Source organism: Streptomyces sp. NRRL S-1022 (assembly GCF_000720135.1).
Taxonomy (GTDB): Bacteria; Actinomycetota; Actinomycetes; order Streptomycetales; family Streptomycetaceae; genus Streptomyces.
Genome location: NZ_JOIU01000020.1, coordinates 1 through 12,105, shown reverse-complemented (window position 1 = coordinate 12,105; position 12,105 = coordinate 1). Strand labels below are relative to the sequence as shown.

At 74.7% G+C, this 12,105-nt stretch carries 14 protein-coding genes and 1 pseudogene; 6 read left to right on the top strand and 9 right to left on the bottom strand.

Annotation, left to right across the window (positions count from 1 at the left end):
• Window positions 1-126: 126 nt before the first annotated feature.
• Entirely contained in the window at window positions 127-900 is a 774-nt protein-coding gene (locus IG05_RS45745; RefSeq protein ID WP_107051431.1) for a creatininase family protein, read from the bottom strand.
• A gap of 39 nt (window positions 901-939) precedes the next feature.
• Here IG05_RS45745 and ribA point away from each other — a divergent pair, with 39 nt between their 5' ends.
• The 4 genes from ribA (at window position 940) to IG05_RS0127380 (ending at window position 5,043) form a co-directional block, all read left to right on the top strand.
• Entirely contained in the window at window positions 940-1,611 is a 672-nt protein-coding gene (ribA, locus tag IG05_RS0127395) for a GTP cyclohydrolase II (protein WP_030346679.1), read from the top strand.
• A gap of 80 nt (window positions 1,612-1,691) precedes the next feature.
• Complete coding sequence (locus tag IG05_RS0127390; RefSeq protein ID WP_030346678.1) at window positions 1,692-2,837, top strand: NAD(P)/FAD-dependent oxidoreductase; 1,146 nt, start codon at window positions 1,692-1,694, stop codon at window positions 2,835-2,837.
• Window positions 2,834-3,892 (top strand): saccharopine dehydrogenase, encoded by a 1,059-nt coding sequence (locus tag IG05_RS0127385; RefSeq protein ID WP_030346677.1) that lies wholly within the window; start codon window positions 2,834-2,836, stop codon window positions 3,890-3,892. Before IG05_RS0127390 ends, IG05_RS0127385 begins: the two co-directional genes overlap by 4 nt.
• Window positions 3,889-5,043 (top strand): saccharopine dehydrogenase family protein, encoded by a 1,155-nt coding sequence (locus IG05_RS0127380; protein ID WP_030346676.1) that lies wholly within the window; start codon window positions 3,889-3,891, stop codon window positions 5,041-5,043. The genes IG05_RS0127385 and IG05_RS0127380 overlap by 4 nt, the downstream gene beginning before the upstream one ends.
• Window positions 5,044-5,055: 12 nt before the next feature.
• Here IG05_RS0127380 and IG05_RS0127375 read toward each other — a convergent pair whose 3' ends face one another.
• The 3 genes from IG05_RS0127375 to IG05_RS0127365 form a co-directional block, all read right to left on the bottom strand.
• Window positions 5,056-6,279, bottom strand: coding sequence for a serine hydrolase domain-containing protein (locus tag IG05_RS0127375; protein ID WP_030346675.1), 1,224 nt, complete (start codon window positions 6,277-6,279; stop codon window positions 5,056-5,058).
• A 100-nt stretch (window positions 6,280-6,379) separates the two neighbouring features.
• The gene (locus IG05_RS0127370; RefSeq protein ID WP_030346674.1) at window positions 6,380-6,601 is read right to left on the bottom strand and encodes a hypothetical protein; all 222 of its coding nucleotides are present in this window, start codon (window positions 6,599-6,601) and stop codon (window positions 6,380-6,382) included.
• Complete coding sequence (locus IG05_RS0127365) at window positions 6,598-7,179, bottom strand: TetR/AcrR family transcriptional regulator (RefSeq protein ID WP_030346673.1); 582 nt, start codon at window positions 7,177-7,179, stop codon at window positions 6,598-6,600. The genes IG05_RS0127370 and IG05_RS0127365 overlap by 4 nt, the downstream gene beginning before the upstream one ends.
• A gap of 90 nt (window positions 7,180-7,269) precedes the next feature.
• Here IG05_RS0127365 and IG05_RS0127360 point away from each other — a divergent pair, with 90 nt between their 5' ends.
• On the top strand, window positions 7,270-7,707 hold the full coding sequence (locus tag IG05_RS0127360; protein WP_030346672.1) for a PPOX class F420-dependent oxidoreductase: 438 nt from the start codon (window positions 7,270-7,272) through the stop codon (window positions 7,705-7,707).
• Window positions 7,708-7,726: 19 nt separating this feature from the next.
• On the opposite strand, the gene IG05_RS0127355 is transcribed toward IG05_RS0127360, so the two are convergent.
• Window positions 7,727-8,605, bottom strand: coding sequence for an NAD(P)-dependent oxidoreductase (locus IG05_RS0127355; protein ID WP_030346671.1), 879 nt, complete (start codon window positions 8,603-8,605; stop codon window positions 7,727-7,729).
• A gap of 104 nt (window positions 8,606-8,709) precedes the next feature.
• On the opposite strand from IG05_RS0127355, the gene IG05_RS0127350 reads away from it, so the two are divergent.
• Window positions 8,710-9,300 carry a TetR/AcrR family transcriptional regulator gene (locus IG05_RS0127350; protein WP_030346670.1) on the top strand — a complete coding sequence of 197 codons (591 nt, stop codon included), beginning with the start codon at window positions 8,710-8,712 and terminating at the stop codon, window positions 9,298-9,300.
• Window positions 9,301-9,334: 34 nt separating this feature from the next.
• Here the strand turns inward: IG05_RS0127350 and IG05_RS0127345 are convergent, their stop codons facing one another.
• The 4 genes and pseudogenes from IG05_RS0127345 to IG05_RS42560 form a co-directional block, all read right to left on the bottom strand.
• A complete protein-coding gene (locus tag IG05_RS0127345) occupies window positions 9,335-10,000 on the bottom strand; it encodes a TetR/AcrR family transcriptional regulator (RefSeq protein ID WP_030346669.1) in 666 nt (221 codons plus the stop codon).
• A 431-nt stretch (window positions 10,001-10,431) separates the two neighbouring features.
• Window positions 10,432-11,019 carry a histidine phosphatase family protein gene (locus tag IG05_RS0127340; protein ID WP_030346668.1) on the bottom strand — a complete coding sequence of 196 codons (588 nt, stop codon included), beginning with the start codon at window positions 11,017-11,019 and terminating at the stop codon, window positions 10,432-10,434.
• 6 nt (window positions 11,020-11,025) lie between these two features.
• Window positions 11,026-11,904, bottom strand: a complete 879-nt coding sequence (gnd, locus tag IG05_RS0127335) for a phosphogluconate dehydrogenase (NAD(+)-dependent, decarboxylating) (RefSeq protein ID WP_030346667.1) — start codon at window positions 11,902-11,904, stop codon at window positions 11,026-11,028.
• A 2-nt stretch (window positions 11,905-11,906) separates the two neighbouring features.
• Window positions 11,907-12,105, bottom strand: a pseudogene (locus IG05_RS42560) (glucose-6-phosphate isomerase); the annotation flags it as partial.

Sequence of the window (12,105 nt, the reverse complement as noted above, 5' to 3'; positions counted from 1 at the left end):
CTGGCGCTGGTACGAGACCGCACGCACCCGCACCGCACCCCCCGCCCCCGGGCACACCCCCGTGCCCGGTGACGGCCTGCCGGCCGGGGCCGCCCCCACGGGTCCCGGCCGCAGGTCCGCCCGGCGCTACGTGCGTTCGGCGGGCGCGGTGAGCAGCGCGAGATACGGCTCGAAGGATTCCGTGAGGCTCGCCAGCAGTGCCTTTCCCTTTTCCGCCGAACCGAGCGAAGGACGGCCGATGACGCCCGATTCGGTATAGGCGGACATTCCCACGGTGAGCAGATGACGACGGTCGTCGACGGTGAAATCGGCGGACTCGTGACCAGGGCGGACGAATTCGGGGTGAGCGTGCAGCAGAATCGAGGTCTCGATTTCTCCCGCGTGCATGTCGGTGAGCAGCGAGGTGACCACCCCGGCCCGCTCCCGTGCCGCCTCCCAGTCCTCGGCGGCCGGGAACAGCGCCATCCGCTCCCCGCGCGCGGAGGCCTCCTGGACGACGTTGCCCAGCACGTAGTTCCCGCCGTGCCCGTTGACCACGACCAGCGCGTCCACGCCCGAACGGCGCAGCGACGCCGCGATGTCCGTGACCACCGCGTGCAGGGTCACGGCGGAGATGCTGACGGTCCCCGGCCAGGCCGCGTGCTCGTGCGAGCAGGAGACGGTCACCGGTGGAAGGAGGTGCACCGGGTACGCGGCGGCGATCTCCCGCGCGACGGCGCAGGCGACCAGGGTGTCGGTGGCCAGCGGAAGGAACGGACCGTGCTGTTCGAAACTCCCCACGGGAAGGACGGCGACCTGTGCTGAAACGCCCGCCCCCCGGCTGCGTACATCCTGCGTGGTGTCCGTCGGCATCACGCCGCTCACCGCCCCGTACACCGCCCGCGCGCCCGAACCACTCATCTTTCCACGGCCTTTCGTCTCTGCTATAGGAATCAGATCATGACAGAAAACACCGGCGTCAACATCGGCGTGATCGGCACGAAGTCCCCGCGGCGTCCGGGCGCCGAACGCGTGGTGAATGCACCGCTGCCCACCGTGTACGGGAAATTCCAGGCGGTCGGCTACCTGGACCACGACCGCGGTGACGAGCAAGTGGCCCTGGTGTACGGCGAGATCGGCGCCGAGAACGTGCTGGTCCGGCTCCACTCGGAGTGCCTGACCGGGGACGCGTTCGGCTCCCGGCACTGCGAGTGCGGCGACCAGCTGGAGGCCGCGATGCGCGCCGTCGTCGCCGAAGGCAGCGGCATCGTCGTCTACTTGAGGGGGCACGAGGGCCGCGGCATCGGCCTGCTCGCCAAGCTGCGCGCGATGGCCCTGCAGGCGGAGGGCCTGGACACGGTGGAGGCGAACCTCGCGCTGGGCCTGCCGGTCGACGCCCGCGACTACCGCGTGGCCGCCGAGATCCTGCGCGACCTCGGGGTGCGCTCGGTACGGCTGATGTCCAACAACCCGCGCAAGCGGGAGGCGCTGGTCCGGCACGGCGTCCAGGTCGCCGAGCAGGTGCCGCTGCTGATCGAGCCGTGCGAGAGCAACATCACCTACCTGCGGACCAAGCGGGAGCGGATGGACCACCACCTGCCGCACCTGGACGCCGTCGCCCACGGCTCCTGACGCCCGGCCGCCGATTGGGCGGGCCGCCGGCCGGACAGGAATCGGACGAGGTGCGTGCGGCACGGTGAGGGAGGCGGCGGGTGGACCTTCGGGCCGAGGCGGTCATCGTCGGCGGCGGGGTGATGGGCACGAGCATCGCCTGGCACCTGGCGCGCGCCGGAGTACGCGACGTCGTCCTCGTCGAACGGGACGAACTCGCCGCCGGCTCCACCTCCAGGGCCGCCGGCGGAGTACGGGCGCAGTTCTCCGACGAGCTGAACATCCGGCTCGGCGCGCGCAGCCTGGAGGCGTTCGGCCGCTTCGAGGAGGAGGTCGGACAGGACATCGGGCTGCACCGGACCGGCTACCTGTTCCTGCTCTCCACGCCCGGCCAGGTGGCCTCCTTCGAGGCGGGCGTGCGGCTGCAGAACTCCCTCGGGGTGCCCAGCCGCCTGCTCAGCCCCCGGGAGGCCCGCCGGCTCTCCCCGCTGATCCGCACCGACGGGCTGCTGGCCGCCGCGTACTCCCCGGACGACGGCCACTGCACCCCCGAGGCCGTCGTCCACGGCTACGCCCGCGCCGCCCGCGCCCACGGCGCCCGCATCCTGCGCCGCACGGAGGTCACCGGCATCGAACTGCGCGGCGGCACCGTCACCGCGGTCGTCACGACCCTCGGCCGGATCGCGACGGGCACGGTGATCTGCGCGGCCGGCGCCTGGTCCCGGGCGGTCGGCGCCATGGCGGGCGTGGACCTGCCGGTACAGCCGCTGCGCCGGCAGATCGCCGTCACCGGACCGGTGCCCGGCCTGCCGGACACCCTGCCCATGACCATCGACTTCACCACCAGCCTGTACTTCCACCGCGAAGGCCCCGGCCTGCTGCTCGGCATGTCCGACCCCGACGAGAAGCCGGGCTTCGCCACCGGCACCCACGACCGGTGGATCCCGCGGCTCGCCGAGGCGATGCGGCAGCGCGCACCCGCCCTGCTGGAGCTGCGCCGCACCGGCGGCTGGGCCGGCCTGTACGAGAACACCCCGGACCACAACGCCCTGATCGGCGAGGCGTCGACGGTATCCAGGTTTCTGTATGCGACCGGCTTCTCCGGCCACGGCTTCCTCCAGGGACCGGCCGTCGGCGAGGTCGTCCGCGACCTGTACCTCGGCCGCGTACCCTTCCTGGACATCAGCCCCCTGAGCGCCGGCCGGTTCGCGTCCGGCGCCCCGCGTCCGGAGGCCAACCTGGTATGAGCCGGCTTCATCTGTGGCTGCGCCACGAGTCCCGTACGACCGAACGGCGCACGCCCGTCGTGCCCGCCGACGCCCGCCGGCTGGTCGACGGCGGGGTGACGCTGACCGTCGAGGAGTCCCCGCAGCGGATCTTCCCCGTCGAGGAGTACGAGGCGGCCGGCTGCCGCCGCGCCCCGGCGGGCTCCTGGGTGACGGCACCCCGGGACGCCGTGATCCTCGGCCTGAAGGAACTCCCCGGCGAGCCGCCCGAGTTGCCGCACCGGCACATCCTCTTCGGGCACGCCTACAAACGGCAGCCGGGCGCCGCCGCACTGCTGCGCCGGTTCGCGGCCGGCGGCGGGGCGCTGCTGGACCTGGAGTACCTCGTCGACGACGAGGGCCGCCGGCTGGCCGCCTTCGGCTTCTGGGCGGGCTACCTGGGCGCCGCGCTCGCCGTGCTCCGGCACCGCGGCCGGCTGACGGCACCGCTCACCCCCACCACCCGCGACGACCTGGACGCCGGCCTGCGCCCCCGGCCCGGGGACCCGCAGTTCACGGCGCTGGTGATCGGCGCCCTCGGACGCAGCGGGCGGGGCGCCGACGCCGCCTTCCGCACGGCGGGCGTCGAGGCGACCCGCTGGGACCTGGCGGAGACCCGCGACCTGGACCGGCGCGCCCTGCTCGGGCACGACGTGCTGGTGAACGCCGTCCTCGCCACCGGCCCCGTCCCGCCTTTCCTGCGCGAGGAGGACCTGGACTCCCCGGCCCGCCGGCTGCGCACCCTGTGCGACGTCACCTGCGACGTCGGCTCCCCGTTCAACGTGCTGCCCGTCTACGACCGCACCACCGACTGGACCGAGCCGGTGCGCCGGCTGCGCGGGGAACCGCCGCTGGACCTGATCGCCATCGACAACCTGCCGTCCCTGCTGCCCCGGGAGTCCAGCACCGACTTCTCGGCGGCCCTGCTGCCGCAGCTGCTCGCCTTCGGACCGGGCGGCGCCTGGGGCCGCTGCCTCGACCGGTTCCACCAGGCCTGCCGCGAACTGGGCACCGAGGAACGGGAGTCGCGCTCATGACCGGCCGGGTCCCGGCGACCGGCACCGTCCACTGGGTCGGCGCCGGCCTGTCCACCGGCAGCGGACCGGCCACGCTGTGCTCCTCCGCCGGCCGGCTCCTGCTGTGGCACCGCACCGCCGGCCGCGCGGCCCGGGCCCTGGCCGGCCTGGGCCTGACCGGCCGCGCCGAGCCCCGCGCCCTCACCCCCGGCGCCCTCGCCGCCGCGCTGGAGCCCGGGGACACCGTGGTGTCGATGCTGCCGGCGCCGCGGCACGCCGGGCTGCTCGCCGCGTGCGTGCGCGCCGGGGCGCACTTCGCGTGCTCCAGCTATGTGTCGCCCGAGCTGGCGGAGCAGGTGCCGGCGGCGCGGGCGGCGGGCGTGGTCGTGCTCACCGAGGCAGGCCTGGACCCGGGCATCGACCACCTCTTCGCGCACAGCCTGATCGGCCGGGCCCGGGCGCGGATCGGCGCGCACACCCCGGCCGCCTACCGGCTCACCTCCTACTGCGGCGGCGTCCCGGCCGTACCGAACGCCTTCCGGTACCGCTTCAGCTGGGCCCCGCTAGGCGTCCTGAACGCCCTGCGCTCACCCGCGCGGTACCTGGAGGACGGCGCCGAGGTCACGGCCGGCCGTCCCTGGGAGGCGACCCGGCCGCTCGTCGTGGGCGGCGAGACCTTCGAGGCGTACCCCAACCGGGACAGCCTGCCGTTCCTCGCCCAGTACGGCCTGCCCGCCGCCTGGACCCCGCACACCTTCGTGCGGGGCACCCTGCGGCTGGACGGCTGGCTGACGGCGTGGCAGCCGGTCTTCGAGGAGCTGACGGCCGGCGACGACGAGCGGATCGCGGCGCTGGCCCGCGAGCTGGCGGCGGCCCACCCGACGACGGGGGCCGACCGCGACCGGGTGGTGCTCTCCGTCCGCCTGGAGGTCGACCCGGGCGGCGGCCGGCCCTGGAGCGGCGCCTACCTGCTCGACACCACCGGTGACGCCGGGGAGTCCGCGATGGCCCGCTGCGTCTCCCGCCCGCTCGCCCTCGGCGTCCGGCACATCCTGGACGGCAGCCTCCCGGCCGGCCTGCACCGGGCGGCGGGGTCGGCCCGGCTCGCGGACCGCTGGCTCGCGGAACTCGCCGGGGAGGGAATGGAGTTCAGGCTGACGCTGGAGCAGTAGCCGGCCGCCGGGTCAGTCCGCCAGTGCCTCGTGCACCAGCCGCCGCAGCTCGGGGAAGACCTTCAGCCGTTTCGGGCGCACCTGGGTCATGAACTGCACGGTCAGGTCGTGGGCCGGGTCGACCCAGAACGCGGTGGTCGCCACGCCGGTCCAGCCGTAGGTGCCGGCGTGGGACGGGGCGAGGGTGCGCGCCGGGTCGGTGACGACGGAGACGTTGAAGCCGAAGCCGAGGCCGTCGTTGCCCGGTTCCCGGTGGACCGGCGTGCCGAACGAGCCGATGGTGGCCCCGCCCGGCAGCTGGTTGCGGGTCATCAGGGCGAGCGTGCGCGGGGCCAGCAGCCGTACGCCGTCCAGCTCGCCGCCCCGGCGCAGCAGTTCCATGAACCGGTGGAAGTCGTGGGCGGAGGAGACCAGGCCGCCGCTGCCGGACAGGAACCGCGGCCGTTCGTGCACCGGCAGGCCCGGCACCGGCTCGATCCCGCCCGTGTCGGTCTCGCCGTACAGCTCGGCCAGCCGGGGCGCCTGTCCGGGGGTGAGGTGGAAGCCGGTGTCGGTCATGCCGAGCGGGCGCAGGATCCGCTCACCGAAGAACGCGTCCAGGGGCTGCCCGGACACCACCTCGATCACCCGGCCCAGCACGTTGGAGGCGACCGAGTAGTTCCACCGGGTGCCCGGGTCGAACTGCAGCGGCAGCCGCGCGTACAGCTCGACGGTCTGTGCGAGGTCCTTGCCCGGCGGCACCGAGTACTCCAGGCCCGCCTCGCGGTACAGCGCGTCCACGGGGTGGCGGTGGTAGAAGCCGAAGGTGAGGCCCGCGGTGTGGGTCAGCAGGTGCCGGATCAGGACGGGGCCGGCGGCCGGGCGGGTGCGGACACCGGCGCCCGAGCCCGCCACGTACACGCGGGGACCGGCGAAGGCGGGCAGGTGCCGCTCCAGCGGGTCGTCCAGGGACAGCCGGCCCTCCTCGGCCAGCAGCAGCACCGCGACCGCGGTGACCGGCTTGGTCATCGAGTAGATCCGCCACAGCGTGTCCGCCTCGACCGGCAGCCCGGCCGCCACGTCCCGCAGGCCGTACGCGGTCAGGTGCGCGACCCGGCCGCCGCGGGCCACGGACACCAGGCAGCCGGGCAGCCGTCCCGCGTCGACGTGCCCTGCGAAGTACCGGTCCAGGCGGTCCAGCGCCCCGGCGTCCAGTCCCGCCTGTCCCGGCTCCACGTCCTGTCGCAGCTGCGCCACCGTTCTCCTCCGGTCCCGTCGTCCGCACCCTCCCTCATCGTCGCGCAGGACCGGTGCCTGCGGGGTGTCGCGGAGGCCGGGGGGTTTCCGGCTGCGCCGCTCAGCGTGGCGCGGGCCCGGGTGGGGGGGCCGGCTCGTGCGGGGTGCGGGCGGGCGGCTCGGCGCCGGAGCGGTCCGGGAGGGCACGGGTCGCGGGCAGGGCGAGGGCGGCGAGGGCCGCCGGGGCGAGGAGGCTGGGCTGCACGGCCGTGAGGACCGTACCGTCCAGTGCGACGGCCACCCCGCCCGCCGCGCTGCCCACCGGCGTCCAGGACCGGTTCACCGCCCGTCCCCGGGACCGAGGTGCGCGCTCAGCACGGTGTCCAGCAGCGCCCCGGGGTCCTCGTCGCCGAGCGCGAGCGGCAGACTGCGCCAGCGCCACAGCTGGGCGATCCCGTGCAGGTTCGCCCACAGCGCGGCCGCCACCCGCCGGGCGTCGGCGGCCGGGTCCGCCGCGCCGACCAGCTCCGCCAGCAGCGAGAACAGCGGAAGGCTGGTCTCCCGCAGCCCCGACTCCGCGCCGTCCAGCAGATCGTGACGGAACATCAGCTCGTACATGCCGGGCCGCTCCCGCGCGAACGCGAGGTAGGTCCGCGCCAGCGCGGCCACCCGGGCGCGGGGCCCGCCGGTCTCCCGCTCCAGCACCGCGTGCGCCCGCGCGGACAGCTCGGCGAAGCCCCGCCGGGCGATGGCGGACAGCAGGTCCCGGTGGGCGGGGAAGTAGCGGCGCGGCGCCCCGTGCGAGACGCCCGCGCGCCGGGCGATCTCCCGCAGGGTCAGCGCCTGCGGTCCCTCGGCGGCCAGCAGTTCCACGCCCACGTCGACCAGCCGGGCCCGCAGGCCCGCGTCGGAGTCACTCATGGACCCTGTCTACCAGCCGGTCGTAGACACTGTCTACCGAACGTCGTCCGGGAGGGAATGCGCGGGGTGTCCGGGCGGGTTGACGCGGGTATGACCCAGGACTCCTCGCAGGACGCGCTGCTCGGGCTGCTCTCCCAAGGCCACGCCGGCGTCCTCGTCACCCTCCGGCGCGACGGTCGCCCCCAGCTGTCCAACGTCAGCCACGCCTACGACCCCGACGAGCGCATCATCCGGATCTCGGTCACCGACGACCGCGCCAAGACCCGCAACCTCCGCCGGGACCCGCGCGCCTCGTACCACGTCACCAGCGACGACCGCTGGGCGTACACCGTCGCCGAGGGCAGCGCCGAACTGAGCCCGGTCGCCGCCGACCCGCACGACGGCACGGTGGAGGAACTGGTCCGGCTCTACCGGGACGTCCTCGGCGAACACCCGGACTGGGACGACTACCGGGCCGCGATGGTCCGCGACCGCCGCCTGGTGGTGCGGCTGCGCGTCGAGCGGGCGTACGGCATCCCGAAGGGCTGAGCCGCGGGCGGGGCGCCGCTCACGGTGCCCCGGCGGTCCGCGCCTCGATCGCCCGCAGCACGGCGACCATGTCCTCGCCGCCGTGGCCCCGCGCCACCGTCTCCTCGAACAGCGTGTGGCAGACGTCCAGGAGCGGCGAGGCGAGGCCGGCCTTGCGGGCGGCCTCGGCGATGAGCCGGTTGTTCTTCAGCACGTCCAGCGCCGCCGCCTGCACCGCGAAGTCCCGCTCGCGCAGCTTGGGCGCCTTCATCCGGGACACCGCGCTGGCCATCGGGCCCGCGTCCAGGACGTCCAGGAACAGCCGGCGGTCCAGGCCCTGCCGTTCGGCGAAGTGGAAGGCCTCGGTGAGCCCGGTCACCTGGGTGATCAGGAAGATGTTCACGGCCAGCTTCATCAGCAGCGCGCCCGGCACCGGCCCGCAGGCGAACGCCTCCCGGCACATCGGCGCCAGCAGCGGCCGTACCGCCTCCACGGCGGCCGGCTGCCCGGCGAGCATGGCCACCAGGTGTCCGTCCTCGGCCGGCACCCGGGAGCCGGAGACCGGCGCCTCGACGTACCGGCCGCCGGCCGCGCGGACGTCGGCCTCCAGGGCGCGGGAGTACTCCGGCGAGGCCGTGCCCATGTGGACGACGGTCCGGCCGGCGACCCGCGCGGCCAGGCCCGGCGTGCCCCGGCCGAGGACCGCGTCCACCGCCGCCTCGTCGGCGAGCATCAGCAGCACCACCTCCGCCCGCGCGAACACCTCGCCGGGGTCCGCGGCGACCTCGGCGCCGGCCGCGCGCAGCGGCTCGGCGCGCTGCGGGGTCCGGTTCCAGACCACCAGGGGGGTGCCGGCGGTCGCCAGGCGCAGGGCCATGGGGCGGCCCATCACTCCGAGACCGATGAATCCGACCTGCATGGGACGTCCTCCGCTGCCGCGGGCCGACTATGACGGTGGTCATAGTAGCCGTCGCTATGACGTCGGTCATAGAGTGAGGCGGTGACGGGGACGGAGGAGCCACGATGACCGAGGCGCGGCGCGGACCGCGGGAACGCATGGTCTTCAGCGCCGCCCAGCTGATGCGGCGGGGCGGGGTCGCCGCGACCGGCATGCGCGAGGTCGCCGCCCACGCGGACGCACCGCGCGGCTCCCTCCAGCACTACTTCCCGGGCGGCAAGGAACAGCTGGTCAACGAGGCGGTCGAGTGGGCCGGCCGGTACGCCGGCAAGCGCGTCGCCCGCTTCCTCGCGGACCTCGAACACCCTTCCCCGAGCGGGCTGTTCGCGGCGATGGCCGCGCAGTGGACCGACGAGTACACGGCGGCCGGCTTCGCGGCCGGCTGCCCGGTCGCCGCCGCCACGGTCGACTGCGCCGCCGCCGGCGGCACGACCCGCCAGGCGGCGGCCACGGCGTTCGCGACCTGGCGGAGCCCGGTCGCCGCCGCGCTGACGGACCTGGGCGTCCCGGCGGACCGTGCCGACTCCCTGGCCACTGTCATGATCAGCACCCTGGAGGGCGCGATCCTGATGGCCCGCGCCGAACAGGACGTACGACCGCTCACCACGGCCGTGACGGAACTGGGTCCGCTGCTCGACGCGGCCGTGCGCCCCTGACCCGCCCCGGCCCGGGCGTCCGTGCGCGGACCCGTCAGCCGGCCGGCCGCTGCGCCGTCAGGTAGGCGATCACCATGTCCCCGAGCATGGTCCGGTAGTGCTCGCGCCGCGCCGGGTCCACCAGGTCCCGGCCGAACAGCGCGCCGAACGTCTGCCGGCCCGCGACCCGTAAGAAGCAGAACGACGTGATCACCGCGTGCAGGTCGACCGCGTCCACGCCGGCCCTGAACAGCCCCGACTCCTGCCCGGCGGTGAGGATGCGGCGGATCACCTCCAGCGCCGGGGAGCCGAGCCGGCCGAGCTCCTCGGAGGCCGCGACGTGCTCGGCACCGTGGATGTTCCCGATGCTGACCAGCCGGATGAAGTCCGGGTGCCGCTCGTGGTGGTCGAAGGTCAGCTCCGCCAGACGCCGGATCGCGGCCACCGGGTCCGGGTACTCGACGTCGAGACGCTGCTCGGCGTCCCGGATCACCCCGTAGGCCCGCTCCAGCACGGCCGTGAACAGCTGCTCCTTGCCGCCGAAGTAGTAGTAGATCATCCGCTTGGTGGTGCGGGTACGGGCCGCGATCTCGTCCACGCGGGCGCCGTCGTAGCCGGCCCGGGCGAACTCCTGCGTGGCCACGTCGAGGATCTCGGCCTTGGTGCGGGCCGCGTCACGCACCCGCCCGCCGGGTCGTGGCGGTTCGTCGACGCTGGTCATCGCTGTCCTTCGGGCCGGGGGCGCCGGGCGGCGCGCTCGTTCGCGTGCCGGTGATTGTAGAAGCAGGGCGCCGACGGCCGGCCGGGTCTGCTCCGGGCCGGCCGGACGGCGGTGCCCCGCCCCCGGCCCCCGTTCCCGGCCTCTGCCCCCGGCCCCGTTCTCGGCCCCCGTTCTCGGCCTCTGCCCCCGGCCCCCGTTCCCGGGCCCCGGCCCCTGTTCCCGGGCCCCGGCCCCTGTTCCCGGGCCCCGGCCCCTGTTCCCGGGCCCAGGCCCCCGTTCCCGGGCCCCGGCCCCTGTTCCCGGGCCCAGGCCCCCGTTCCCGGGCCCAGGCCCCCGTTCCCGGCCCCCGGCCCCCGTTCCCGGGCCCCGGACGCCGTGTGCCCCGGCCCGCCGGGGCGGCGGGCCGGGGCACACGGGGATGCGGTGTCCGGCTACGGCCGGACGTTCCACTCGGCGATCACCGGGCGGTCGTGTTCCGTCGACAGGCGGCTGACCGTGCCGGTGGCCAGCTGGAACAGCCGGCCCTCGGCCGCCGGCAGACCCAGGCGGCGGGCGGTGAGCACGCGCAGGAAGTGCGCGTGCGCCACCAGCACCACGTCCCCCTCGGCCAGGGCCGGGGACAGCCGGGCCAGGACCCGGTCGGCGCGCGCGCCGGCCTGCTGCGGCGACTCGCCGGGGTGCCCCTGCGGACCGGGCGGCACACCGTCGGTCCACAGGTCCCAGCCGGGCCGGGAGCGGTGGATCGCGGCGGTGGTGACGCCCTCGTAGCCGCCGTAGTCCCATTCGTGCAGGTCGGGGTCGGTGACGACCCCGGGGATGCCCGCCAGTTCGGCGGTGCGCAGCGCGCGGCCGAGCGGGCTGGCCAGCGCGCGGGCGTAGGTCCGGCCGGTGAGGAGCGGGGCGAGGGACTTGGCCTGTTCCTCGCCGTGCTCCGTGAGGGGCAGGTCGGTCCAGCTGGTGTGCTGTCCCGACCGGCTCCACTCCGTCTCACCGTGGCGGACCAGCAGGAGGTCCCCCACGTCGGGTCAGTCCTTCTTCTCGACCGCGTGGCCGCCGAACTGGTTGCGCAGCGCGGCGATCATCTTCATCTGCGGGGAGTCGTCCTGCCGGGAGGCGAACCGGGCGAACAGGGACGCGGTGATCGCGGGCAGCGGTACCGCGTTGTCGATGGCGGCCTCCACGGTCCAGCGGCCCTCGCCGGAGTCCTCCGCGTAGCCGCGCAGCTTCTCCAGGTGCTCGTCCTCGTCCAGCGCGTTGACCGCGAGGTCCAGCAGCCAGGAGCGGATGACCGTGCCCTCCTGCCAGGAGCGGAACACCTCGCGGACGTTCTCCACGGAGTGGACCTTCTCCAGCAGCTCCCAGCCCTCGGCGTAGGCCTGCATCATGGCGTACTCGATGCCGTTGTGGACCATCTTGGAGAAGTGCCCGGCACCGACCCGCCCGGCGTGGACGTAGCCGTACGGGCCCTCCGGCTTGAGCGCGTCGAAAATCGGCTGCAGCGGCTTCACGTGCTGCTCGTCGCCGCCGACCATCAGCGCGTAACCGTTCTCCAGGCCCCACACACCACCCGAGACACCGGCGTCGACGAAGCCGATGCCCTTGATGCCGAGGGCGGCGGCGTGCCTCTCGTCGTCCGTCCAGCGGGAGTTGCCGCCGTCGATGACCGTGTCGCCGGGTGAGAGCAGGTCGCCGAGTTCGTCGACGACGGTCTGGGTGGCGGTGCCGGCGGGGACCATCACCCACACACGGCGGGGCGCGTCGAGCTTCTCGACCAGTTCGGCCAGGCTTTTGACGTCCGAGACCTCCGGGTTGCGGTCGTAGCCGACGACGGTGTGGCCGGCGCGGCGGATCCGCTCGCGCATGTTGCCGCCCATCTTGCCGAGACCGATGAGACCGAGCTGCATGATCAGTTCTCCGATGCGTTCTTGAGAGTGCGGTAGGCGGCGACGAGGGCCCTGGTGGACGGGTCGAGACCCGGCACGTCCGCGCCTTCGGTGAGGGCCGGTTCGACGCGCTTGGCGAGGACCTTGCCCAGCTCCACGCCCCACTGGTCGAAGGAGTCGATGTTCCACACCGCGCCCTGCACGAACACCTTGTGCTCGTAG

Excerpts from the sequence above, each read along its gene's own strand:
- IG05_RS45745 (WP_107051431.1), bottom strand. The coding sequence starts at position 900 with ATGAGTGGTTCGGGCGCGCGGGCGGTGTACGGGGCGGTGAGCGGCGTG.
- ribA (WP_030346679.1), top strand. The coding sequence starts at position 940 with ATGACAGAAAACACCGGCGTCAACATCGGCGTGATCGGCACGAAGTCC.
- IG05_RS0127385 (WP_030346677.1), top strand. The coding sequence starts at position 2,834 with ATGAGCCGGCTTCATCTGTGGCTGCGCCACGAGTCCCGTACGACCGAA.
- IG05_RS0127380 (WP_030346676.1), top strand. The coding sequence starts at position 3,889 with ATGACCGGCCGGGTCCCGGCGACCGGCACCGTCCACTGGGTCGGCGCC.
- IG05_RS0127365 (WP_030346673.1), bottom strand. The coding sequence starts at position 7,179 with ATGAGTGACTCCGACGCGGGCCTGCGGGCCCGGCTGGTCGACGTGGGC.
- IG05_RS0127360 (WP_030346672.1), top strand. The coding sequence starts at position 7,270 with ATGACCCAGGACTCCTCGCAGGACGCGCTGCTCGGGCTGCTCTCCCAA.
- IG05_RS0127355 (WP_030346671.1), bottom strand. The coding sequence starts at position 8,605 with ATGCAGGTCGGATTCATCGGTCTCGGAGTGATGGGCCGCCCCATGGCC.
- IG05_RS0127350 (WP_030346670.1), top strand. The coding sequence starts at position 8,710 with ATGACCGAGGCGCGGCGCGGACCGCGGGAACGCATGGTCTTCAGCGCC.
- IG05_RS0127345 (WP_030346669.1), bottom strand. The coding sequence starts at position 10,000 with ATGACCAGCGTCGACGAACCGCCACGACCCGGCGGGCGGGTGCGTGAC.
- gnd (WP_030346667.1), bottom strand. The coding sequence starts at position 11,904 with ATGCAGCTCGGTCTCATCGGTCTCGGCAAGATGGGCGGCAACATGCGC.